This window comes from Nocardia sp. IFM 10818, from assembly GCF_054655275.1.
In genome coordinates, this window is sequence record NZ_BAAHJH010000001.1 from 1,259,388 (window position 1) to 1,283,026 (window position 23,639).

Here is a 23,639-nt window from a genome sequence, read left to right on the forward strand (position 1 = left end):
TTTTCCGTAGAGGCGCGCGTATCGCTGTCGCAACGCCGTGAAGTGCACAAATGCTGACCGCACTCTACGGCATCCGTTCCGCTATCCGTAGACTGAGGCCCGCAGTCCAGCCATCCGATGGGGGATCTAGCGTGAGTACCGTACGGTTCCAGCGTCGCCCGCGCCGGGAGATTCCACGCTCACCGGGCGGTGAGGTGACGCTTCAGCCGCCGCCGGAGATTCCTCGCAACATTCCAGCGAACCTCTTTACCAAGCTCATGCCGGTGGTGATGGTGGTCGGCATGCTGGGCATGGTCGCGCTGCTGTTCACCTCGGGCAGCGCCATCGCGTCCAACCCCATGAGCCTGATGTTCCCGATGATGATGGTCTTCTCCATGGTCGGCATGTACGCCGGTCAGGGCGGCAAGGGCACGAAGGCGGCCGAGGCCAATGAGGACCGCAAGGACTACCTGCGCTATCTGGACCAGGTCCGCCGCGACGTGGAGGACACCGCCGAACAGCAGCGCGCCGCCATCGAATGGAGCCATCCCGAGCCGGGCCTGATCTGGATGCTGGCCGGCACCACCCGCATGTGGGAGCGGCGGCCCGGCGACAAGGACTTCTGCCACGCCCGCATCGGCCTGGGCAGCCAGCGGCTGGCGACCCGGCTGGTGGCGCCGGAGACCGGGCCGGTGGAGGAGCTCGAGCCCATTGCCGCGGTCTCGCTGCGCCGCTTCGTGCGCACGCATTCGACCGTGCCGGATCTGCCCACCGCCATTGCGGTGAAGGGTTTCGCCAGTGTGCAGCTGTCCGGCGATCGGGTGCAGGCGCGGGAGATGACGCGCGCGATGCTGTTGCAGCTGGCCATGTTCCAGGCCCCGGATCAGGTGCTCGTCGCCGTGGTCTGCGGACCGGATACCGCCGCGGAATGGGAATGGGCGAAATGGCTGCCGCACACCCAGCATCCGGAATCCCAGGACGGGGTCGGCACCGAGCGCATGGTGTACGGATCCATGCGCGAGGCTCAGGCGGGGCTGGCGCCCTTGCTGCACAACCGGGTTCGGTACTCGCGCAATCAGCCGCCGAATCCGAATCTGGTGCAGATCGTGCTGGTGGTGGACGGCGGACTGCTCGAAGCCGAGGAAGATCCCTTGCGGGAGACCGGATTCGAGGGCGTCACCGTCGTCGATCTGTGCGGATACGCACCGCGGCTGGCGGCCTCGCGGGGCATTCAGATGCTGGTGGAGAACGGGGAATGCGCGGGCCGCGGGCCCACCGGAGCGATGGAGCGGTTCGCCGCCATCGACCGGATCAGCGCCAAGGAGGCCGAACAGGCGGCGCGGCGGCTCGCACCGTATCGGGCCGCCACCCAGCGGGCCGGCGAGTCCGCCGGTGATGAGGGCGAGATCATTTCGACCTGGGCGCAGCTGCTCGGGCTCGGCGATATCGGCGCGTTCAATCCGGAGAACGCCTGGCGGCCGCGCTATGGGCGGGAGCGATTGCGGGTGCCGTTCGGCATCGGCGCGGACGGGCTGCCGGTCATTCTCGATATCAAGGAGGCCGCCGAGGGCGGTATGGGCCCGCACGGCCTGTGTATCGGCGCGACGGGCTCGGGTAAATCGGAATTCCTGCGGACGCTGGTGCTTTCGCTCATCGCCACGCACTCGCCGGATCAGCTGAACTTCGTGCTGGTCGACTTCAAGGGCGGCGCGACCTTCCTCGGGCTGGAGGGTGTCGCGCATGTCGCGGCCATCATCACCAACCTGGAGGAAGAGGCCGATCTCGTCGAGCGCATGCGCGACGCCCTGGCCGGTGAGATGAATCGGCGGCAGGAAGTCCTGCGGGCCGCGGGCAATTTCGCGAATGTCTCCGAATACGAGAAGGCGCGGGCGGCGGGGGCGGACCTGGATCCGCTGCCCGCGCTGTTCGTGGTGCTCGACGAGTTCTCCGAATTGCTCTCGCAACATCCGGATTTCGCGGAGCTGTTCACCATGATCGGCCGGCTCGGCCGTTCACTGCATGTGCATCTGCTGCTCGCCTCACAGCGGCTCGAAGAAGGGCGGCTCAAGGGCCTGGAAAGCCATCTGTCCTATCGGATCGGCCTGAAAACCTTCTCCGCCAATGAATCCCGCCAGGTGCTCGGCGTGCCCGATGCGTACAACCTGCCGAACAATCCGGGCGGCGGCTATCTCAAATCCGATTCCGGCGAGATCGTGCGCTTCCAGGCCGCCTATGTCTCCGGGCCCTACGAAGGCGGTGGATCCCAGCCGGATGTCACCGATGCCGGTCACTCCGGCGATATCGATGTGACCGCCCGGCCGTTCACCGCGACCCACGTGGACTTCCGTGCCGCCGACCGTATTCCGCTGCCCATCCAGCGGGAGATCGAGCAGGCGCAGCCCGAGGGCGAGCAGATCTCCAACCTGCAGATGCTGGTCTCGCGGGTGCGCGGGCACGGGCGGCCCGCGCACGAGATCTGGCTGCCGCCGCTGGATGAACCGGCCACCCTCGATCAGCTCATTCCGCGGTCGATCCTCACCGGCGAATGGAATCCGGTGGCCACCCTGCGCGCGCCCATCGGCATCGTGGACCGCCCCTACGATCAGCGCCGTGATCCGATGATCGTGGACCTGTCCGGTTCCCGCGGTCATGTGGCCGTGGTCGGCGGCCCGCAATCCGGCAAGTCCACGGCGCTGCGCGACCTGGTCATGGCCATGTCGCTCACGCACACCGCCGAGCAGGTGCAGTTCTACTGCCTCGACTTCGGCGGCGGCACGCTGCTCGGGCTGGAGGGCCTGCCGCATGTCGGCTCGGTCGCCAGTCGCATGGACGAGGACCGGGTGCGGCGCACGGTCGCCGAGATGGTCACCCTGGTGCGGCAGCGCGAGGCCCGCTTCCGGCAGCTGGGCATCGAATCCATGGCGGAGTTCCGGCGGCTGCGCGCCATGGAGCCGAATGCCAGCGCGGCCGCGACCGGCGCGCACCGGGATCCCTTCGGCGACGCCTTCCTGGTGATCGACGGCTACGGCACCTTCCGCCAGGAATTCGAGGCCCTCGAGCAGACCGTCATGAACCTTGCCGTACAAGGTCTTTCGTACGGCGTGCACGTGGTGATCTCCCTCGCCCGCTGGCCCGAGGCCCGGCCCGCCCTCAAGGACCAGATCGGCACCCGCATCGAACTGCGCCTCGGCGATCCGATGGACTCCGACCTGGGCCGCAAGTTCGCCGCCCTGGTCCCGATGGGCCGTCCCGGGCGCGGTATGACGCCCGACCTGCTGCACATGCTCACGGCCCTGCCGCGCATCGACGCCGATCCGGATCCCGCCACCCTGGGTCCGGCTGTGGCACAGTCGGTCTCGGCCATCGCCGAAGCCACTCCCGGCCGGCCCGCCCCCAGCGTCCGGATGCTCCCGGAACGCCTTCCCCGCGAGGAACTGCTGCACCTCGCCGACGACTGGCCCGCCCGGATCGACCGATCGAAGCCGGTCCTGCGCTTCCCGCTCGGCATCAACGAAGCCGAGCTGGCCCCCGTCTACCTGGACTTCAATGCCAGCCCGCACCTCGTCGTCATCGGCGATTCGGAGTCCGGCAAGACCACGATGCTCCGTTCCCTGATCGACTCCATCTGCGAGTCCAATACCCCCGACCAGGCCCGCATCATCATGGGCGATTACCGCCGCACCCTGCTGGGCGCCGTCCCTCAGGGCTATCTCGCCGGTTACGGCTCCACCGCACCGCAATTCACCCAGAACATGGCCGATCTCGCGGCCTATGTCACCCAGCGTATGCCCGGCCCCGATGTCACGCCCCAGCAGCTGCGCGATCGTTCCTGGTGGCGCGGCCCCGAAATCTACGTGCTCGTCGACGATTACGATCTGGTCGCCACCGCCAGCGGCAACCCGTTGCACGCCTTGGTCGATCACCTGGCCCACGCCCGGGACCTCGGCTTCCACCTGATCATCGCCCGCCGCTCCGGCGGCGCCGGCCGCGCCCTCTACGAAGCCACCATGAACCGCCTGAAGGAACTCAACTCGGCGGCCCTCATCATGAGCTGCCACAAAGACGAGGGCATTCTTTTCGGCAACACCAAACCCGCACTCATGCCCCCGGGGCGGGGTACCTACGCCACCCGTTCCGGCGACCAGCTCATTCAACTCGGCTGGCTCCCGCCCGCCTGACATTCGAATTGGGCCGAGGCGAGCGTAAACGCTATAGAGCAGAATTCCCCGCGCAAGCCGCGACCGTGAGCACGGTCGCGGCTTGCCTCGGTTTCCGAAAACCTCAGATGAGAACCAAGCCGATACCGCCGCCGACGATACCGCCTATCACGCCACCGATAAAGATGCCCGGAATACACCCGATCAGCAGGAAAACCAGGCCGACCGCGCACCCCAGAGCCACGCCGATCGGAATGCCCACGATGCCACCGGCGATAGCGCCGATCAGGCCGACATCCTGCAACTGCTGCCCCTCAGGGGTCAGAACCTGATCCGTCGGATACACCGTCAAGGTGCTCCCATCCGGGCTGACCTCCGAGTTCAACCGCATGGCGTACCCCCCGGCCTGGTACACCATCGGCCACCGCTCGACGAGGCTGCCGTCCGCCGCACTGACGGTGACAACCTTCCCGTCGAATTCCTGATCGAACCGCCCATTCTCCAGACGCGTGACGACGGCCTTGCCATCTTCGGACACGACCGTCGAATAGTTGATGCCATGCTCACTTCCACTCCACCCAGGCTGGGCGACAGGCTCAGCATGAACGGTAATTGCCGCGATCCCCGTGGCGGCGATCGTCATCAGGGACGTCGCAACAAATTTCCGGATCCTCATTCGGTCACACCTTTCGATAGGAGATCGAACACGGGACCTTCTGAAGTGCAGCAAAACACCTAAACAATGGCACCACCGTTGCCCGCGTTCACCGGAAATGGGATAACGATTGTGAAACACAGACTTTTCGAGAGGGCTGCCCGACTACTCGGCGCTGCGGCTGGTGAAGTCGAAGGAGTCGCCGTCGATGCCCCAGGAGATGATGCGGTCGGGGTGGATTCGGATGAGGGTGCGTTCCTGGAATGGGAACGGCGGCTCCTCGTCATCGAGGGTTCGGGCTGTGCCGCGGACTTCGATGCCGCGGATTACGTAGGGGTCCAAGGAGACCTGTTGGTCGATGACGAATGAGACTCGGCTGCCCGCTTCGACATTGCGGTACTTGCGGCTGGTGCGCATGCGCATGCCGCCGATGTCGATCGTGCCGTCGGGGTTCACTCGGTAGCTGGTCGGGTTGTTCTGGACTATGCCGTCGGGTGAGACGGTGGCCAGGCGGCCGATGCCGGCCTCGGCGAGGAACCGCTGTTCGTTGCTGGTGAAGTGCATGTCGTTGTACTCCTTGTGAATTCGATGTCAGAACAGGATCAGGGCGGCGCACAGGCCGGCGAGGGTGATGAACTGCAGGGAGATCCGGTATTTCAGGATGCTGTCCCACTTGTCCTGCAGTGCACGGGCATTGGCCGGGATGATGCCGCTCTGGGCGGCGGCGGTCTGCTGGGAATTGATCGGCTTGGCGATGCGGACGTAGAAGGCGAGCCAGGTCAGCAGGGCCGCCACCGTGATGCCCGCGGCGACAGCGGCGCCGATCTGTCCGGTCGCCAGTGCGATCAGCAGTGTGAGCACCGCGCTGACCACTCCGATCATCCCGAAAATCGGCATGCGCCTGTCGCCGTAGTAGTGGCCCCAGCCGGCGCTCGCGGTCACGGTCGCGTCGTCGAGCTTGCGGTACACGGACCGCATGATCACGGCCGCGCAGATATCGGTGCCGTAGATGACGGCATTGGCGAGAACGGCGACGGCGGCAATGATCTGGCCGGTGAGAATGAGCATTTCGGCTCCCTTTTCAATCTAGCAGTGCTAGGAACTGGAGCAACGGTAACATTCGGATGCCGGCTTGTCTAGCGTTGCTAGATTTCGGATCGCTGCCAGGACCGGGTGTAAACGAAGCGCGCCCGGCACAGATGCCGGGCGCGCTGTCGGTGTGCGGTTGTAAGTGGTTCAGAACAGGCCGGCGAGGGCGGTGTCCTTGGCCTGGAGTTCGGCGTTGCCGGTGCGGACGAGGGTGGCGGCGCCGCCGAGGGTGGTGTTGAGCTGGCCGACGTGGGTGTTCCAGGTGCGCTGGAGGTCGGCGAAGGCCTCGTTGGCGTCGCCCTTCCAGTTGTTGGCGACGAAGTCTTCGACGCTCTTGTGGAAGGCCTCGAGGTCGTTGCGGATCTGTTCGGCGCGGTTGATGATGGCGGTCGCGTTGTCGGCGACGCTGGCGAACTGGGCCGAGATGATCTGGCCACCGGTGGATGCTGCCATGGGAAATTCCTTAGGTGAGGTAGCGAAAAGGAGCGAAAGGGAGGATTAGACCGGGGGGAGATCCAGGCTGGAAACCTGGGCCTTCACCTGGGCGGCGTAATCCTGATCGTGCTCTTCGTAGTTCGAACCCACCTTGATGAGGGTTTCGGCGGTCTGCATCAACTTGTCGTTGAGTTTGTCGGCCTGGAAGTAGTAGCGCTCCATGAAGGCGTTGAAGGCGTCGGCGGCGCCGCCCTTCCAATTGGAGCCGGTGGTGATGTTGTCCTCATCGATCTTGAGCTGACGGATCTTGCCCATCAGCATCTCGTGGGTCTGCTTGAACTCGGCGGCCTTGGCCTGGATGAGCTCATTACTGGCTTCGAATGCACCGGCCACGGTGCCTCCTTTCGATTCGCGGGCGGACAACCCCTTGTGCAGTGATTGGACGGGGGTCACGGCCCTGCGGTTCCACCCCTGTACAGCTATTCGCCAGCACACTAACGCAGGATTGGCGCCTCTGACCAGCCCTAACGTCGCGGGGGTGATGTCATCCACGCGAGAGGAAGCTCACAGGCCGCCCGCGAATCTCCGGAAAAAGCGATCACCACGTGCTGTTGGCGAGCAGCGCGTATTGTGCGGCCGCGCGCTGATGCGCATCGCCGATCTGATCGCCTTCGACGGTGGCCACGTAGTTGCGATAGGTGAGCACGCAACGGAACCGTTTGGTTGAATAATCGGTCTTGGCGGTCGTCTCACCGCATTCGGCGCCGGGCACGCCGGCCGGAGCGTCCGCCACCCCCGGATATGATTTGTCCAAAATGACCGAAGCTAGATTTCCGGCCGCGGCGGCATCCCGCGCGCGAAACAGCCTGGAGTAGTTCGCCATCGACTTGCTGAACGAATACCGATCCACACCACTGTCTTTCATGACCCGCGACCAGTAATCCTGCTCACCCGTCATATGCAGGAACCCGCGCAATTCGAAGACCGCGTGGCCTTCGAAATCGGGAATGCCGATCCCGTCCGCATTCAGGGTCTGCCGGAGCATCCCGTCGGGATCGTAGGGCATCCGCAGAATGTCCTCGCGGCTCAATGGTTTCAGCGCGTCGAGCAGCGGAGCCTGCGCATTGTAGATCTTCTCCACCAGGGCGGTCAGCTGCGCGCTGTCGGCCTCCTTCACCCCGGCGAAAATGCTGATCACATAGCTGCCACGCGCCATGGTCGATCCGATGGTGGGCACGCCCGGCCGCCAATGAGCCTGCGCGGCCGGATATTTCGGCACCGACAGCTTCTGGTTCTCCCCGGCCGCGAAGGCGAAGTCGGCCTCCTCGATCCCGGCCGCGGCGCGATTCGCGGCCGCCTCATCCGGGAACTGCATGACGGTCACCGTCGTGAAAGGCGTGCCGTCCGGCGCCTTCCCGGACTTGTCGACCGGCTGTTCGGCATGCCCCACCGACAACCCGAACAGCAGATTGTTGCGCTCCAGCACCGGCGCGGTGTCGTCGGCGAGCATCGCGGTCGCCCCCTCCGCATCGGCGAACGGTTCGAAACCGGTGCCGTACTTGAAATTCGGATCGATATCCGGGCCGTTCACCACCTGATTCGCCAGGCGCATGAGGGCCAGGCTGGTGCCCATCCGCAGATCCGGGTTGTAGGTGTAGTGCATTTCGAGCGGATCGGTGGCGTACTTGCCCACATCGAGTGTGCGCACATCGAGTTCGGCCGGCGCCGAATTGCCGCTGACGCTGGATCCGCAGCCGGTCACCACCAGCGCGGCCACCGCCAGTGCCGCGAAACGAGAACCTCGGGAAAACATCAGTGCTCCTCCGCTATCCGGCATTGACCAGCAGGGCGTACTGCGCGGAAATCCGCTGCTGCGCATCGAGCAGCTGATTCGCGGCCACCGACGCCGCATACCTGCCGTGCGAGACAAAGCAGTAGTAGGCGATGTCGTACTTGGACCCGAAGTACTCCCGGCACAACGCATTCGGCAGATTCGCCGGGGATTCGGCGGGCCGGAACTTGCGCGAGGTCGCACTGTGCGCCGCGACGATCTTGGCGGCCCCCGCCGCATCCTGGGCGCGGTAGACGAAGTTCCCCCGCCAGGACACCCGGTCCACACCGGTCTCCTGGAACAGCGCGGTATCGATATCCGGCGCGAGCGACACCTGCAATCCGCCCTGGCGGTCGTACACGCCGGGCACGCCACGCTGAGACTGATCATCGGCAATGGTCGGCAGGGCGCGCGCCAGCATGCCGTCCGGATCCGGGACCAGATCCATCAGCTTGTCCTGCGGTGTCGGCTGGAAATTCGCCAGCCGCGCGGAGATCGTTTCGAAACTGCGCTCGGCGCGTTCGGTCAACTTGCCCGGATCGCGCTCCTTCAGCGCCGACATGACCGAGTCGTACACATAGGAGAAGATGACGAATTTGCCGGTGGCATAAAAGGATCGGAGCTGTCCCGGCCCGGAGATATTGTCGGTGGCGAAGGAGACCGCGTTCGGATACTTCGCCAGCCGCACTTCCTCGCTGCCGGGCTCGGCCTCGAAGTTCATCCGCCCGAGCGCCGTCGCGGCATTGGCCGCCGAGTGCTCGTCGGCGAAGATCATCACCACATTGTCGAGCTCATAGGACAGACTCGGTTTCGGATCCGAGCGGCCCGTGGTGAGGAATCCGGTGACGAATCCCGGTGCGGCCGCGGTCATGGCCGCCGGATCGGCCGAGGCCCGTGACTTCATGACCGAGGAGCTCAGGTCGATGAACGCCCGAATCGCACCGCCCATGGCCGAGGGCGCGTACTTCACCTCGGGCATGATCTCCGATGGCAGCGGCAGCGCGTTCCCGAGCCGCCAGGCCTCCACCAGCTTGGCCTGCTCGATAGTGGCGGCCTTGTCGTAGACCTTCGGTTGCGTGGGCAGATTGCCGACATCGAGCGAGGCCAGATCGATGACCGGCTCCGCGGGCGCGCCCGGCTCCGAGTCCGATCCGCAGGCGCCGGTCACCGCGACCGATAGCGCCACCCCGGCGGCCAAGGCCGCCCTGCCGAAACTCCGCATGTATTCCCTCCCCAGTGAAAAACGATCAGCCGAACCCTACTTGACGCCCTTCTTCAGCACCGGCAGCAATTTGGCCAGCAGGGTCTGCTCGGAGGCGGCCGACCAGTTGCGCATGGCCGCGACCGCCGCCGCATCATCGAGCGGCAGCACCGTGGCGCGCTGGCCGGTCACCGAACTGGGCAGGCCGAGCAGGCCCCCGTTCCCGGCCTTCTCGTCACTGCGCACGGCGATGATGTAGGAGTTGTCCGGCACCTTCAGCGAGCTGTAGCTTTCGGCGGGCCGCGGTGAGGTCTCATCGCCCTTGGGCGCGTAGTCCAGGTTGTAGACGAAGCCGAGGGCCTCCATGAACTTGGCCTGCGCGGTACCGGACAGGTAGATGCCCACCTCGGGCGAGATGCCGCTGCCCGGCGTGACATCGACCAGGGTGATGGTCTTGCCCTGGAAGACGGGATTGTCGGCGCGCGCCTGTTCCAGCGTCGGCACCGCGGTGCTCGTCGTGGTCGGGGCCGCGGTGGTGCCGCTCGCCGCCGTGCCGCCGCCCTGGTCGCCACCGGAGAAGACCACGGCGCCGATGCCGACCGCGACGATGACGGCGAGGGCGGCCGCGATTTCGATGACCCAGCCCTTGCGGCGGCGCTTGGCGGGCGCGGCCACCGGAGCGGCGACCGAATGCCCGGTGTGACCGGTGTTCTCACCCGGCGGCCGGAGCAGGCCCGGCGGGGCCACCTGAATCGGATAGGTGAGGGAGGTGGTGGTCGCGCCCGGGTTGTAGCCGGGCACAAGCGCACTCGCGGCGGCATCGGTGAATTCGCGGGCGCTGCCGAAGCGTTCGGCCGGATTCTTCGCCAGCGCGCGGGCGAAGACATAGTCGATGGCCTCGGGCAGATGCGGATTGATCGCCGTCGCGCGCGGCGGCGGCTCGTGCAGATGCCCCATCATGACCAGCGCCGGTTGCGTTGCCGGATAAGGGTTCTGGCCGACCAGCAGTTTGTAGAACGAGCAGGCCAGGCTGTAGAGATCGGCGCGGTGATCCAGCGACTGCCCGGACAGCTGCTCGGGCGGCGCGTAGGCGATGGTGGCCACGAAGCTGCCGGTCTGGGTGAGCTCGACGGTGTCCTCGGTGGACTTGGCCACGCCGAAGTCCGCCAGCAGCGCCCGCTCGTCCTCGCCATCGGCGCTGGAGAGCAGGAAGTTGGCCGGTTTCACATCCCGGTGCAGCAGGCCCTTGCGGTGCGCGTAGTCCAGGCCCTTGCCGACCTCGGTAATGATGCGCAGCGCCCGCAGCGGGGTCATGGCCGCGGGATCGCGCTGCATTTCCGCGGAGGCGTCGGTGCCCTCCACCAGCTGCATGGCGATCCACAGCTGCCCGTGCTCCTCACCGCGATTGTGCACCGAGACGATATTCGGATGATCCAGTCCGGCAACGACATTGGCCTCGCGCTCGAAGCGGCGGCGGAACTCGGAATCGCGGGACAGCTCGGCGGAGAGCACCTTGAGCGCGTCCATGCGCGGCAGGCTCGGATGTTTGGCGAGGTAGACGGTGCCCATACCGCCGGAGCCGAGAACGCGGACGATCCGGTAGCCGCCGACGATGGTTCCCGGACTCATCGCCATTCTTCGAACTCCTGGATCTCGGTGGTGCGGGCTGCTGCTCGTCGGAGCTTACCGAAGGGCAGCAGCCCGCGTCGTCGACCGAGATCGGCTACAGGCTGTTGGCCAGCAGCGCGTACTGGGCGGCTATCTTCTGCCGCACATCCGGTTCGTCATCGCTGCTCACCACGCCGACATAGCGGTGGTAGACCACATAACAGCGGTTCTTGTACTCGGACTCGGCGTCGCCCTTGCTGTTCAGCTGCACGCACTTGGCGCCGGGGACATCCTTGGGCGCCTCGATATCGTCGTAGTGATCGCTCTCATCGGCCACCAGCCCGTTCAGCAGCAGCTGGGCCCCGGCCTCGTCGCGGGCGCGCAGCACCGCGGCGGCGCCGACCGTGGTGATGGCGTCCGCACCGCTGTCGGTCACGGCCTTCGCCACATCACGCTGGTTATTGGCATCGTGAACGATCTTGGTGCCGCCGTACACGGCGAACACGCGCGGATCCGGCGTGCCGCTGCCCCGCTCCTCGACCACCGTCCGAGCCAGCAGATTGTCCGGATCCACCTTCAGATTGTTGAACTTGGTCTGCGGGGTGGGGGAGAACTTGTCGAGCGCGGGCACCTGCGCGTCCAGCGTTTTGCGCACCCACTCCAGCAGATCCTTCTCATCGGCGCTCGGCCGCTCGATGAACAGCGAGATCACGAATTCCTTGTAGGCCATGAAGGTTCCGACATTCGCCACCCCGGGCCGCCAGTGCACCAGGGCGTCCGGGTACTGGCTCAGCGTGAGCTTCTTGTTGACATCCGGCGCGACCCCGAAGTCGGCGTCCTCCAGCTCCCGCGCGGCCGTCTTGGCGGTGCGCTCGTCCGCGAAGCGCATGACCATATTCGTCAGGGTGGTGACGCCCGCCCCCTCGCCGCCCGCCTTGTCGGCGCCGCTGGCGATGAACGCGGTCAGCATATTGTTGCGCTCCAGCACCGGCTTGGACACCGCCGCCAGCGCGGTGGTGGTGGCGTCCTCGATATCGACCACGGCGCGCCCGCTGCCGCCGTACATCAGGGAGGAATCGACGCGATAGCTGGGCACCACGGCATCGGCCATCCGGAAGCCTTCCAGCAGTGCGCCTTTACCCGCGGAGTCCTGGCCGTAGCTGAACTTGTCGACCGGATAGGTGCCGACCTCGAGCTTGCGGACGTCGATCTCCCCGGCGGTCGGCGTGCCCGGGACACTGCAGGCGGTGAGTAGCAGGGCGGTCAGGGAAAGGCAGGCGGCGAAGAGCGGTGTGCGTGCTGTGCGAACCATGTCAGGTCCTCGTTCCTCCCGTACGGTGCATTCAAAGTAGCGGACCCGGCGCACGGCCGGGGGCCGTCGCACAACGTCGCGCTCTCACCGGCACATCGTCCGCGGGCGGCCCGGACGCAACGCCGGACGGGCACGTAACCTGGTCACTGTGTTGAGAGTCCCGCGCCGCGCGAACACCGGGGGCCGGTTCCTTTGATGGATCGGCAGGTCGAGGTTGTCGCGGGCAGCCATATTCTCATCCGGACGGCGGGGGCTGTGATCCTGGTCGCACATCGGGAGAAGGGCAAACCTGCCGAGGACTCGCGCGCCGTGGTGGCCGCGCGGGCGCTGGCCGAACTGGTCGCCGAGGCCACCGAGCACGAACCCGACGGGCCCGGCCGGCTGGTGGCGCGGCAGGCGACGCGCTGGCTCATGAAGGACGCCGAGCGCATATCGCCCGGTGAGCCCATCGAATTCGGCATCCTCTCCGCCGCCGACACCGGCGGGATGGCCATCTTCCTGCACGGTTCGGCCACCGCCGTGCTGGCCGGGGCGAGCGTCGAGTACTACCGCGGCAGCGATGCCGCCTTCACCGTGGACCGGGTCGCCGAGCATCCGGAACGGGCGGCGGCGCTGTTCATCGACGAGGGACGGCGGCGCGCGCCGGAGCTGCCCGAGCGCGGCGTGGGCGCACTGGTCGAGGGCGTCGCACTGGCCGCCGGTGCGGTGGTGTGGTTCGAGGGCGATCCGCTGCCGGCGCGCCGCCCGGTGCGATCCGGCGCGGTGAGCGAACCGGGCGAGCAGCGGGTGCGCCGGGAACCGCCCGCGCCGACCGCGGCCTACGATCCGGAACCCGAGCCGATTCCGCTGGACCCCAATCTGGTTCCCACCCGCACCTCCACCAGCCTGCCCGCCGGGCTGGACCTCGAACCCGAATCCCCGGCCGCCACCGCGGGTTACGACCAGGGCGGCGCGCCGAGCTTCGACCCGCATCACGCGCCCACCGAGCAGGGCGGCACCAACCCGGCCATCGGCACCAATCCCGCGCCCAAGCCCGATCCGGACCTGCAGCGCCGCATGGAGGCCACCGCCAAGGCCACGGCGCTCACCGTGAAGGTGCTCGGATTCAAATGCGCGCGTGCGCATCCCAGTGATCCGCGGGCGGCGTTCTGCACCGTGTGCGGTATGCCGGTGGACCAGACCCAGCACGTCGCCGAGGTGATCCGGCCGCCGCTGGGCATGCTGGTGCTCGACGACGGCATGACCTACGTGGTGGCCGCCGATGCCGTGGTCGGCCGCGATCCGGAGCAGTCGGCGGCCGCGCAATCCGGCCTGGTGCCCTTGAAGATCGACGACAACTCCGGCGGCATGTCCCGCGCGCACGCCGAGATCCGCCTGGTGAATTGGGATGTGACCGTGGTGGATCGGGGATCCACCAACGGCACCCGGGTGCGGATGCCCGGTTACCGGGATTGGGTTCGGCTGCAACCGAATCAGCCGATGGTGCTGATCCCGGGCGCGGAGGTCATGCTCGGCAATCGGGTGCTGCGACTGGAACCGGTCGCGCCGCCGCCGTTCGGCTAGTTCCTCGGAACGGCTTACGAATAGCGCGATTCGCAGGTCTTCTGATCACCCAGTACGCCGGCGCGGAAGGCATCCACGCGGGCGAAACCACTGGGCACCGTATTGCCGTCGGTGTCGCTGGCCGCCAGCCCGTCGGTCAGCAGGCCCGAGACGGCCTCGTCCAGATCGCCCGGCGAGAGCCGCACCTGGCTCTCGGATCGATTGGGGTCGGCCAATTTTCCGGTGATCACCCCGGACAGGCAGGCCGCGCGCAATCCGGTCTTGGCGCCCTTGAGCGTCTGCCCCGCATCGTGCTGCACCGCCAGCGCGTACCGGGAGATGAAGACCACATACGCGGTGAAGTCACCGGTCACCTTGACCGGCAGCCCGTCCTGCTCATCGGTATTGGCCACGCCGCGATCCTGCAGTGCCGCCAGATCGGTGCCGATGGTGTTGGTGGCCGGACAGTAGGTCACCGGCACCGTGTCCTTCGCATTGCGGCAGTCCAGCATGGCCGTCGAATAGTCGTACTTCGGCTGCGGATCGACGGGCATGATCTCGCCCATGGATTCGGCGATGGCGCTCAGATTGTCCTGATCCACATTGGATTCGCCGAGGGTGGCATCGTTCTCGAAGCTCTGCGGCAGCTTGCCGCGGCGGGCCTCGATCTCGTCGATATCGATGGCCTTGCAGCCCTTGGCGCCGTCGGTGAAGCCGATCTGCACGGCGGTGACCCGCTCGAAGGCCGAGCCGTGCACGCTCTCGGGGTCCTCGGGATTGTCGTCGCGAATGGCCACGGTGGCGGCCAGCACCTCGTTCAGGCCGTCGGAGGTGTTGATGGTGAAGTGCTTCGACTTGCCTTCGGCCACATGGCGGATGAACGCGCCCGCGAAGCAGTCGGCCTGCTGTTCCTTCACCAGGGTGGGGGTCTTGCGAGTGACGATCTTGGCGATGGACTGGATGGCGTGCCCGTATTCATGGGCCAGCACCATGACCACCGACATCTTCCCGAAGGTCTCCTGCACCGCCGGCAGCAGAACCGACCGGTCCCACCCGATGGAGTGGTCGAGACTGCAGTAGGCGGCATTGACGAGCCGGTAGGTGCTCTCCTCGCAGAACTGCACATCCTGCGACCGCGGCGCCTTCGCGCTCCAGGACAGCAATTTGGTGACGCGCAGGAAGTCGCCGTCGAAGTCCTTGGAGTACTCACCCTGCCAATAGGTCTCGATATCCTCGATGGCATTCATGACCAGGGTGTCGATCTCGCCGCCGTCGGTGTTCTCCGCCCGCAGCGTGGAGTCGGGAACCCCGGAGCGCGGCCCGTTCGGACCGCTGGTGGTGGGCAATCCGGCCACCTTGAAGGGATCGTCGTAGATGGAAACCGCGCGGCCGTGAACATTTCGTGTACATCCGGCCAAGAGCGCGACCACCAGCACCAGGATGCCGAGCACGGCACCCGTTCGGAAAACAGTCGCCCCCTGGCGTCTCGCCACGTCCACTCCCTCCCAGGCCAACCGTACTCCCGGCCCGCGGACGAGCGCTCGGGCGATAAAGCACGAGGCCGTAGTCCGGGCCTTCGCATATTATGCGGCCATGTCTTCACCGGGGGCGCAGCAGATCACCGTGCGTCATGATGGAAACGAGCGGGTCTTCGACGCGAGTCAGCAGATCACCATGGGGCGCGCCCCCGAAGTGACGCTGTTCGTGGACAGCCCGCTCGTATCGCGAGTGCACGCCACCCTCACCTTCGAGGCCGGGTCGTGGATGCTGACCGACAACGGCAGCACCAATGGTGTTTTCGTGGACGCTCGGCGACTGAACGCTCCGATCGTCATCAACCGGCCCACCCAGGTGCGGCTCGGCGACGCCATCAGCGGGCCGCTGCTGCACCTGCTGCCGCAGGGGTCGCGGGTACCCGCCCCGCCGGTGGCGCCCCCGCAGCAGCCGCAGCAACGGCGCATGCCGCCCCCGCAGCAGCCGCCGCGCCAGCAGACCCCGCCGCCGGTGCAGCGGCCGCTCACGCCTCCGCAACCGCAGCCCCGCCAGCAGCCGCTGGTGCAGCCGCCCAGACATCAGGCGCCGCCGCAGGGCCGGCACCAGGCGCCGCCGCAGCCGAGACAGCAAGCGCCGCAACAACCGCCGATGCAGCGCCCGCAGACCCCGGCGCATCCGCAGCCCCAGCAGCAGCGGCCGCCCGCGCCCGCGCACTCGTATCAGCAGCAACAGGTGCCGCCGCAGCAGCCGCCCGTGCAGCAGCCCCCGGCGCAGCCCGCGATGCCCTTGCATCCCGATGCCCCGGATGTCATGAACATGACCGCCAAGGCGAACATCGCCGCGGCGCCGCCGGTCCGGGCCCGCGCCTCCACCGCGCCCATCGCCAAGGCCGACCGCCTGCCGCCCGGCGGCCTGAACATCGGTCGTACCAGCGACAATCAGATCGTCGTCAATGACCCGCTGGCCTCGCGCAAGCATGCCCGCCTGATCGGCGACCGGCAGGGCCTGACCATCGAGGATCTGGGTTCGGCCAACGGCACCTTCGTCAACGGCCGCCGGGAGCAGCGCACCGTGCTGCGCGAACGCGACATCGTCACCATCGGCAATGTCGACTTCGTCGTGCAGGAAGGCACGCTGGTGCACCGGCAGCGGCCGGTCGCCGAACAGGGCCTGCACGTGCACGGCATCGAATTCACCGTCGAGGGCAACAAGAAGCTGCTCATCGATGTGAACATGCAGGCCGGGCGCGGCTCGCTGACCGCGCTCATCGGGCCCTCGGGCGCGGGCAAGTCGACGCTGTCCAAACTCATCGCGGGGTCCACGCGGCCGTCGGCTGGCGTGGTCACCTTCGAGGGCCGCGATCTGCACGCCGAATACGATGCGCTGCGCTCCCGCATCGGCATGGTCCCGCAGGACGATGTGCTGCACAAGCAGCTCACCGTCCAACAGGCGCTCGGGTTCGCCGCCCAGCTGCGCCTGCCTCCCGATACCTCCAAGGCCGATCGGCAGCAGGTCATCGCCGGTGTGCTGGACGAGCTTTCGCTCACCCAGCACGCGGACACCCGGGTGGACCGGCTCTCCGGCGGTCAGCGCAAGCGCGCCTCGGTGGCCATGGAGCTGCTGACCGGTCCGTCGCTGCTGATTCTCGACGAGCCCACCTCGGGTCTGGACCCGGCGCTGGACCGTCAGGTCATGACCATGCTGCGCGAGCTGGCCGACGCCGGGCGCACCGTCATCGTAGTCACGCACTCGGTGGCCTGCCTCGATATGTGCGATCAGGTGCTGCTGCTGGCGCCCGGCGGCAAGACCGCGTTCTTCGGGCATCCCGGTACGGTGCGCGATTTCCTCGGCACGAGCGACTGGGCCGAGATCTTCGGGCGGGTGGCCGCGGACCCGGACGGCGCCTTCGCGAATTACCGCTCCCGCCAGGCCTCCGCGCCGCCGCCGCCCGCGGCCAAACCGGCGGCCAAGGCGCAGCCGCCGAAATCCAGTGCCCTCAAACAGTTCTCGACCCTGTCGCGGCGGCAGGTGCGGCTGATTCTGGCGGATCGCGGCTATCTCGCGTTCCTGCTGGTGCTGCCATTCGTACTGGGCGGCCTGTCACTAGTGGTGCCCGGCAGCAATGGTTTCCAGAAGGGTGCGCTGGTCCAAGCGCCCGACGGCAGCTTCGTGCTCAATGGCGGCAGCGAGGCGCAACAGCTGCTGGTGGTGCTGGTGCTGGGCGCCTGCTTCATGGGTTCCACGCTGAGCGTGCGCGACCTGGTGGGCGAGCGCCCCATCTACTTCCGCGAGCGCGCGGTCGGATTGCGTTCCGGCGCTTACCTGATGTCGAAGGTCGTGGTCTTCAGCATTGCGGCGCTGCTGCAGGCCGCGGTCATGCTGGGCATCGTGCTGGCGGTCAAGAACGGGCCCGGACCGGGCGCGGTCATCTCCGCGGGCAGCGCGGAGCTCTATATCGACGTCGCCATGACCGCGGTGACCTGTGTGGTGCTGGGTCTGCTGCTGTCGAGCATCGCCAGGTCCAATGAGCAGGTGATGCCGCTGCTGGTGGTCGCCATCATGGCGCAGCTGGTGATGGCGGGCGGCATGATCCAGGTGACCGGTCGGCCTGTGCTGGAACAGATTTCGTGGATCTTCCCGTCGCGCTGGGGTTATGCCTCGGGGGCTGCCACCATCAATATCCGCGAGATCTTCCCCGCCGCCCAGCCCGACGCACTGTGGAAGCACCAGGCGTCGATCTGGTACCTGGATATCGGCGTGCTCGCCGGGATCGCGCTCGTGCTGATCCTGCTCACCTGGTCCCGATTGCGCTTGAAGAAGAAGTCCACCGCATGAGTAGCAGGGTGCCGCGCGCGGATTTCGTCGAACGGGCAGACTGGTGGCTGTGACAGCTCGAGTTGGAGCCGTGCATCTCGGCTGGGACGTGGTGTCGGTGGCCGCCGGTGGCGGCGGCGCGCCCATACGCCCGGTTCAGGTCGAAGGCACCTACACACCGCCCGCGTACCTGCTGGCGGATTCGTCCGGCCGGTTGCACACCGCCGGCGTGGATCGGCGACCCGATGTGGGCATCGCCATCTCCGATGTGCGCGACATCCTCGGGCACCCGCAGATCGTGGTGGCCGGGGCGACCTGGCCGGCCGATCTGGTGTTCCGGGCGCGGCTGCACAATCCGCTCGCCGCGGTCGCCAAGCACCTGGGCGGGCATCCGGATGTGCTCGCGCTGCCGTTCCCGGACGAATGGCCCGACCCCCAGGTCGACGAATACGTGCGCCTGGTCGAGCAGCTCGGCGTGGTCGCCGAGCCGCTACCGGAATCCGTGGCGCTGTCCGGGTACATCCGCGCCCTCGGCCTGGTCCGGGGACCCGGGCGCGGGCCCGCCGTCGGCGCCACCGGCGTCTACTCCGATGGCCGCGAATGCCTCGTGGTGGCCGTGCACGGCGATGACGAGCAGCCCACCGAATCGGTGAGCGTGCCCATTACCGAGGCCGCGCTGCACGAGGCCCGCGCCGCCGACAATGTGGTCATCGAGGTGATGGCCGCCGCCCGCGCCATCGACGCCGACACCTCCACCATCTTGTTGTCGGGCAATGTGTGCTTCAACGACGCACTGCGCCTGGCCTTCCAGAACCATCTCGGCCATCGCTTCCAGGTGGCCGACCATCCCATGCATGCGCTCGTGCTGGGGGCGACCCATCTGCTGGTCGCCGACAGCGAAGCCGAGGGGTTCGCGGAACCCGCTGCCCGCCAACCGGATTCACCCGGTACCGGTGGGCAGCAGGCGGCGCGCGCTGCCGAGCAGGGCCCGGCCGGGCAACCCGCGCCAAGCGGTCCCCGCCATGCCGAACACGGCCCGGCCCGGCCCGCGCAGCCTGCCACGGGGGAATTCGCGCCGCCGCGCCACAGCCACAGCACTCCGGTGGGCGCGTCCGCCCTCCCTGCCCCGCAGGGGCAACCCGCGGCGACACCGCCAATGGGTCAGACCGCGCAGACACCGCCGATGGGTCAGGCCGGGCAGCAGCCGGTCGGCCAGGCCGGGCAGCAGCAGCCTGTCGGTCAGCCGGGGCAGCAACCGGTGATCGGCCCGACCGGGCAACAGCCGCCGGTTGGCCAAGCCGGGCAGCAGTCGCCGGGACAGTCCGGCGCGGAAGCGGGCGGAGCGGCGCGGCCGCTCGATCAAGGCCCCCGCAATGTCGCCCAGCCCCCGGCCGATCCGGCCGGGGTCGAGCAGACGCGGCGGATGACGCCGGAAGAAGTCGCGCAGGCTCCCGTGGCCTCCCGCGGTGGATTGCCGCCCGGGCTGGCCGGAGTCGGCGGTCGCTTCACCCGGCCGCCGGGCACTCCCGCCGACGATCAGATGACGGCCGTGATGGGCCGCGGACCGCAGTCCCAGCAGGGCGAGCAGCAGGGATCGCAGCAGTCCGGCGGCGCGTACGGCCAGCCGGGCGCGCAGGGTTCCTACGGCCAGGGGCAGCCCGGTTACCAGGGCGGCCAGCCCGGCGGTTACGGCCAGGGCGGTTACGGCGCACCCGGAACTTATCCCGGTCCTTCCGGAAACGCTCCTGGTCAGGGCGGTTCCATGTACGGTGGGTCGATGCCGTCCAGTGGGTCGCATCCATCGCATCCGGGATCGCCGGAAGATGTCGCTGGGCAGCCGGATTCGGAGTCCGGCGCCGAGGGGGAGCGCAAACCGCGCAAGGGCAAACTCTGGGGCAAGATGAAGGACAAGTTCGGCGCGCCCATCGTCATCGGCGCCACCGCGCTCACCGCCATCGGCCTGCAGACCGCCGACGCCCCGTCGGCCGGTGCGACCGCCGAACCGTGCGCCCTCGCGCCCTCCATCACCAATATCCCGCGGCAGGGCATCTCCGCCATCGACGAGCAACAGGGCGCAGAGTGCCTGCGCCTGGGCATCGGCACCCTGCGCTATACGATTCCCGGCCCGGCGCGCGGCATCGATCCGGGCCCGCCCGTGCAGATCTAGCTGAGCTGGTCGTCGTCCATCCCGCCGATGCCCTGCGGGGTGGCCTCGTCCGGTTCGAATCCGGCTCCGCCGAACCGGTCGTGCGCATGCGTGGTCGAGCTGTGCTCATCGGCGATATCGGTGCCCTCGCGCGGCGGCGGCTCCTTCGGACGATGACGGAAGATGCGATTGAGTAGTCCCATATGCGCAGCCTTCCCCGGAGGATGCCGGGAAAACCGGAGCCCGGGGAGGCCGGGGAAACCGCAGCCCAGGGAGGCCGGGGGAACCGGGGCCCTGGGGGCCGGGGGGAACCGGGGCCCTGGGAGGCCGGGAAAACCGGAGCCCGGGCCAAGGGGGTTCGGGGCTTGGCCCCCGACTCTTTTTGTTCGGGGTGTGGGGGCGAAGCCCCCACGAACCTTCCTCACCCGATTTCGGGTGGGTGCGTCCGCGCTGGTATCGTGGCTCGTTGGCGTGCGGTACCGCCGGGTCTCCCGGTGCGTTCCACGGGTCCCCGGGTCTCCACCGGCCGCCGGGACAAACTCGATCGCACGTTTGGCTGGCATCACATACGACAGACAGGGAAGCACTGTGCCTACGTACAGCCCCAAGGCTGGTGACGTGACCCGCAAGTGGTACGTCATCGACGCCACTGACGTAGTGCTCGGCCGTCTCGCCGTGCAGGCTGCGAACATCCTGCGTGGCAAGAACAAGCCGACCTACGCGCCGAACGTCGATGGTGGCGATTTCGTCATCATCATCAACGCCGACAAGGTTGCCGTCTCCGGCAACAAGCGCGACGACAAGGTCCTCTACACCCACTCCGGTCACCCGGGTGGTCTGAAGGGCCGTACCGTGGGCCAGATCCTGGACACCCGCCCCGACCGCCTGGTCGAGCGTGCCGTCAAGGGCATGATCCCGAAGAACAAGCTGGGCAACCGCATTGCCGGCAAGCTGAAGGTCTACGCGGGCCCGACGCATCCGCACGCCGCTCAGCAGCCCATCCCGTTCGAGATCAAGCAGGTGGCCCAGTGACCGCTCCTGAGGAATTCAACGACGACTACGTCGTCGAGGACACCGCCGTCGAGGTCGTCGAGGAAGGCGACGGTTACGAGGCCGAGGCCGAGTACACCGCTTCCTACGCCGCCCCGGTCGTCATCGACCGCCCGGTGCAGACCGTCGGCCGCCGCAAGGAGGCCGTGGTCCGCGTGCGCCTGGTGCCGGGTTCCGGCAACTTCGTGCTCAACGGCCGCACCATCGAGGATTACTTCCCGAACAAGGTGCACCAGCAGCTGGTCAAGTCGCCGCTGGTGACCGTCGAGCGCACCGAGACCTTCGACATCCACGCTCGCCTGGTCGGCGGCGGCCCGTCCGGTCAGGCCGGCGCGCTGCGTCTCGCCATCGCGCGTGCGCTGATCGAGGTCACCCCGGAGGACCGCCCCGCCCTCAAGCGCGCCGGCTTCCTGACCCGTGACCCGCGTGCCACCGAGCGCAAGAAGTACGGCCTCAAGAAGGCCCGCAAGGCGCCTCAGTACTCGAAGCGCTGATTTTGCGCCGTACGGCTCTACCGTGCCCGGTCCTTCCTGAGGTCGGGCACGGTACGGTCTACACGGCAACCTGTACGAGAGCAGGCTCAAGGCAACGGTTTTCGCAACCGATGCCCCTTCTTTCCTTCCGCGAGGAGGGGAGAGGGCCCAGGGCCTGCTCTCGTGCTGTATCTACCGACCAGGGGTGAGGTATGGGACGTTTGTTCGGCACCGACGGAGTCCGCGGGCTCGCCAATGACTCTCTGAGTCCTGAGCTGGCACTGCAGGTTTCGGCTGCGGCGGCGCAGGTTTTGAGCAGGGGGAAGAAGCGCGCGCTGGCCGTCGTCGGGCGTGATCCGCGCGCCAGCGGCGAGATGCTGGAGGCCGCGGTCACCGCCGGCCTGACATCCGCTGGGGTGGACGTACTTTCGGTGGGCGTGCTGCCCACGCCGGCGGTCGCCTACCTGACCGGCGTCTACGACGCCTGCCTGGGCGTGATGATCTCCGCCTCGCACAATCCCATGCCGGACAATGGCATCAAGATCTTCGCCGCCGGCGGGCACAAGCTCGACGACGAGCTCGAGGATCGCATCGAAGCCTTGATCGCCGAGGGCGCGTTCACGCGGCCCACCGGCGCGGGCGTGGGCCGGGTGCTGGGCGGACCGGGGCACGCGTTCGACACCGACAGCCGGTACAGCCTGGAAGGCACCCACGAACGCTATGTCGAGCACCTGGTGGAGGCCACCGGGCGCGACCTGAGCGGTCTCACCGTGGTGCTCGACTGCGCGCACGGCGCGGCCTCGGAAGTCGGCCCGGCCGCGCTGCGCGAGGCGGGCGCCACCGTCATCGCCATCAATGCCGATCCGGACGGCCTCAATATCAACGACGGCTGCGGATCCACCCACCTGGACCAGATCCAGCGCGCGGTGCGCGAGCACGGCGCCGACCTCGGCCTGGCCGTCGACGGCGACGCCGACCGCTGCCTGGCCGTCGACGCCACCGGCGCGATCGTGGACGGCGACGCCATCATGGCCGTTCTCGCCCTGGCCATGCGGGACTCCGGTGAGCTGGCCCAGCAGACCCTGGTCGCCACCGTCATGAGCAATCTCGGCCTGCACATCGCCATGCGCGCGGCCGGAATCGCGGTGCGCACCACCGCGGTCGGCGACCGCTACGTCCTCGAGGAGCTCCGCCGCGGCGGCTTCACCCTCGGCGGCGAACAGTCCGGCCACGTGGTGTTCCCGCAATTCGGCACCACCGGCGACGGCATCCTCTCCGGCCTGCGCCTCATGGCCCGCATGGCCCAAACCGGCTCCACCCTGGCCGAACTCGCCGCCGTCGTGCAAACCGTTCCCCAGGTCCTGGTGAACGTCCCCGTCTCCGACAAGGCCGCCGTAGCCGCCGCCCCCGAAGTCCTCGAAGCCGTCTCCGAAGCCGAACGCATCCTCGGCGACACCGGCCGGGTCCTCCTGCGCCCCAGCGGAACCGAACAACTCGTCCGCGTCATGGTCGAAGCCACCGACCCCGACCGCGCCCAGCGCCTCGCCGACGACCTCGCCAAACTCGTAGCAGCTGTCTGAACCAAAAGCCCGCAGGCCCGACCTCCGAAAGAGCCTGCACCTGGTCGCCGTTCTTTCACTGTCCAGGTTTCCGGGCCCGGTCGCCGTTCCTGTGTCGGTGTGGGTTCCGGGCTTGGCTGTCGTTTCTGTGTTGGTGTGGGTTCGGGCTTGTGTCGGTGTGGGTTCCGGGCTTGGCTGTCGTTTCTGTGTTGGTGTGGGTTCGGGCTTGTGTCGGTGTGGGTTCCGGGCTTGGCTGTCGTTTCTGTGTTGGTGTGGGTTCGGGCTTGTGTCGGT

18 protein-coding genes are annotated in these 23,639 nt (G+C 67.7%); 7 read left to right on the forward strand and 11 right to left on the reverse strand.

The genetic code is table 11. The annotated features are described in order from the left end of the window. Positions 1 to 131: 131 nt before the first annotated feature. Complete coding sequence (gene eccCa / locus ACYQ5L_RS05480) at positions 132 to 4,157, forward strand: type VII secretion protein EccCa (protein WP_459955965.1); 4,026 nt, start codon at positions 132 to 134, stop codon at positions 4,155 to 4,157. Positions 4,158 to 4,260: 103 nt separating this feature from the next. On the opposite strand, the gene ACYQ5L_RS05485 is transcribed toward eccCa, so the two are convergent. The 9 genes from ACYQ5L_RS05485 to ACYQ5L_RS05525 form a co-directional block, all read right to left on the reverse strand. Then, the gene (locus tag ACYQ5L_RS05485) at positions 4,261 to 4,812 is read right to left on the reverse strand and encodes a DUF8020 domain-containing protein (RefSeq protein ID WP_459955967.1); all 552 of its coding nucleotides are present in this window, start codon (positions 4,810 to 4,812) and stop codon (positions 4,261 to 4,263) included. A gap of 144 nt (positions 4,813 to 4,956) precedes the next feature. Beyond that, positions 4,957 to 5,355: a PPOX class F420-dependent oxidoreductase gene (locus ACYQ5L_RS05490; RefSeq protein ID WP_459955968.1), complete on the reverse strand. Its 399-nt coding sequence runs from the start codon at positions 5,353 to 5,355 to the stop codon at positions 4,957 to 4,959. Positions 5,356 to 5,382: 27 nt separating this feature from the next. Beyond that, positions 5,383 to 5,859, reverse strand: a complete 477-nt coding sequence (locus ACYQ5L_RS05495; RefSeq protein ID WP_459955970.1) for a DUF1772 domain-containing protein — start codon at positions 5,857 to 5,859, stop codon at positions 5,383 to 5,385. A 168-nt stretch (positions 5,860 to 6,027) separates the two neighbouring features. Continuing rightward, positions 6,028 to 6,333, reverse strand: coding sequence for a WXG100 family type VII secretion target (locus ACYQ5L_RS05500; RefSeq protein ID WP_379201141.1), 306 nt, complete (start codon positions 6,331 to 6,333; stop codon positions 6,028 to 6,030). Positions 6,334 to 6,378: 45 nt separating this feature from the next. Further along, on the reverse strand, positions 6,379 to 6,708 hold the full coding sequence (locus tag ACYQ5L_RS05505) for a WXG100 family type VII secretion target (RefSeq protein ID WP_379201142.1): 330 nt from the start codon (positions 6,706 to 6,708) through the stop codon (positions 6,379 to 6,381). Between the two features lie 205 nt (positions 6,709 to 6,913). After that, positions 6,914 to 8,128: a DUF7373 family lipoprotein gene (locus ACYQ5L_RS05510; protein ID WP_459955972.1), complete on the reverse strand. Its 1,215-nt coding sequence runs from the start codon at positions 8,126 to 8,128 to the stop codon at positions 6,914 to 6,916. A 13-nt stretch (positions 8,129 to 8,141) separates the two neighbouring features. Then, positions 8,142 to 9,368 carry a DUF7373 family lipoprotein gene (locus ACYQ5L_RS05515; protein ID WP_459955974.1) on the reverse strand — a complete coding sequence of 409 codons (1,227 nt, stop codon included), beginning with the start codon at positions 9,366 to 9,368 and terminating at the stop codon, positions 8,142 to 8,144. 36 nt (positions 9,369 to 9,404) lie between these two features. After that, positions 9,405 to 10,982, reverse strand: coding sequence for a serine/threonine-protein kinase (locus tag ACYQ5L_RS05520; RefSeq protein WP_459955975.1), 1,578 nt, complete (start codon positions 10,980 to 10,982; stop codon positions 9,405 to 9,407). 88 nt (positions 10,983 to 11,070) lie between these two features. After that, positions 11,071 to 12,267, reverse strand: coding sequence for a DUF7373 family lipoprotein (locus tag ACYQ5L_RS05525; protein ID WP_459955977.1), 1,197 nt, complete (start codon positions 12,265 to 12,267; stop codon positions 11,071 to 11,073). Between the two features lie 195 nt (positions 12,268 to 12,462). On the opposite strand from ACYQ5L_RS05525, the gene ACYQ5L_RS05530 reads away from it, so the two are divergent. Then, positions 12,463 to 13,830, forward strand: coding sequence for an FHA domain-containing protein (locus tag ACYQ5L_RS05530; RefSeq protein ID WP_459955978.1), 1,368 nt, complete (start codon positions 12,463 to 12,465; stop codon positions 13,828 to 13,830). Between the two features lie 14 nt (positions 13,831 to 13,844). On the opposite strand, the gene ACYQ5L_RS05535 is transcribed toward ACYQ5L_RS05530, so the two are convergent. Continuing rightward, positions 13,845 to 15,302, reverse strand: a complete 1,458-nt coding sequence (locus ACYQ5L_RS05535) for a neutral zinc metallopeptidase (RefSeq protein WP_459955981.1) — start codon at positions 15,300 to 15,302, stop codon at positions 13,845 to 13,847. 100 nt (positions 15,303 to 15,402) lie between these two features. Between ACYQ5L_RS05535 and ACYQ5L_RS05540 the strand changes: the two genes are divergently transcribed. Further along, the gene (locus tag ACYQ5L_RS05540) at positions 15,403 to 18,138 is read left to right on the forward strand and encodes an ATP-binding cassette domain-containing protein (RefSeq protein WP_459955982.1); all 2,736 of its coding nucleotides are present in this window, start codon (positions 15,403 to 15,405) and stop codon (positions 18,136 to 18,138) included. A gap of 49 nt (positions 18,139 to 18,187) precedes the next feature. Continuing rightward, complete coding sequence (locus tag ACYQ5L_RS05545; RefSeq protein ID WP_459955983.1) at positions 18,188 to 20,284, forward strand: hypothetical protein; 2,097 nt, start codon at positions 18,188 to 18,190, stop codon at positions 20,282 to 20,284. On the opposite strand, the gene ACYQ5L_RS05550 is transcribed toward ACYQ5L_RS05545, so the two are convergent. Then, positions 20,281 to 20,466 (reverse strand): hypothetical protein, encoded by a 186-nt coding sequence (locus tag ACYQ5L_RS05550; protein WP_459955984.1) that lies wholly within the window; start codon positions 20,464 to 20,466, stop codon positions 20,281 to 20,283. The genes ACYQ5L_RS05545 and ACYQ5L_RS05550 overlap by 4 nt on opposite strands. Positions 20,467 to 20,851: 385 nt before the next feature. On the opposite strand from ACYQ5L_RS05550, the gene rplM reads away from it, so the two are divergent. The 3 genes from rplM to glmM all read left to right on the forward strand — a co-directional run bounded on the left by rplM (position 20,852) and on the right by glmM (position 23,366). Then, on the forward strand, positions 20,852 to 21,295 hold the full coding sequence (gene rplM, locus ACYQ5L_RS05555; RefSeq protein ID WP_379201163.1) for a 50S ribosomal protein L13: 444 nt from the start codon (positions 20,852 to 20,854) through the stop codon (positions 21,293 to 21,295). Beyond that, the gene (rpsI, locus tag ACYQ5L_RS05560; RefSeq protein WP_379201165.1) at positions 21,292 to 21,807 is read left to right on the forward strand and encodes a 30S ribosomal protein S9; all 516 of its coding nucleotides are present in this window, start codon (positions 21,292 to 21,294) and stop codon (positions 21,805 to 21,807) included. The genes rplM and rpsI overlap by 4 nt, the downstream gene beginning before the upstream one ends. Positions 21,808 to 21,998: 191 nt before the next feature. Beyond that, positions 21,999 to 23,366 carry a phosphoglucosamine mutase gene (gene glmM / locus ACYQ5L_RS05565; protein WP_459955985.1) on the forward strand — a complete coding sequence of 456 codons (1,368 nt, stop codon included), beginning with the start codon at positions 21,999 to 22,001 and terminating at the stop codon, positions 23,364 to 23,366. Positions 23,367 to 23,639 lie beyond the last annotated feature (273 nt).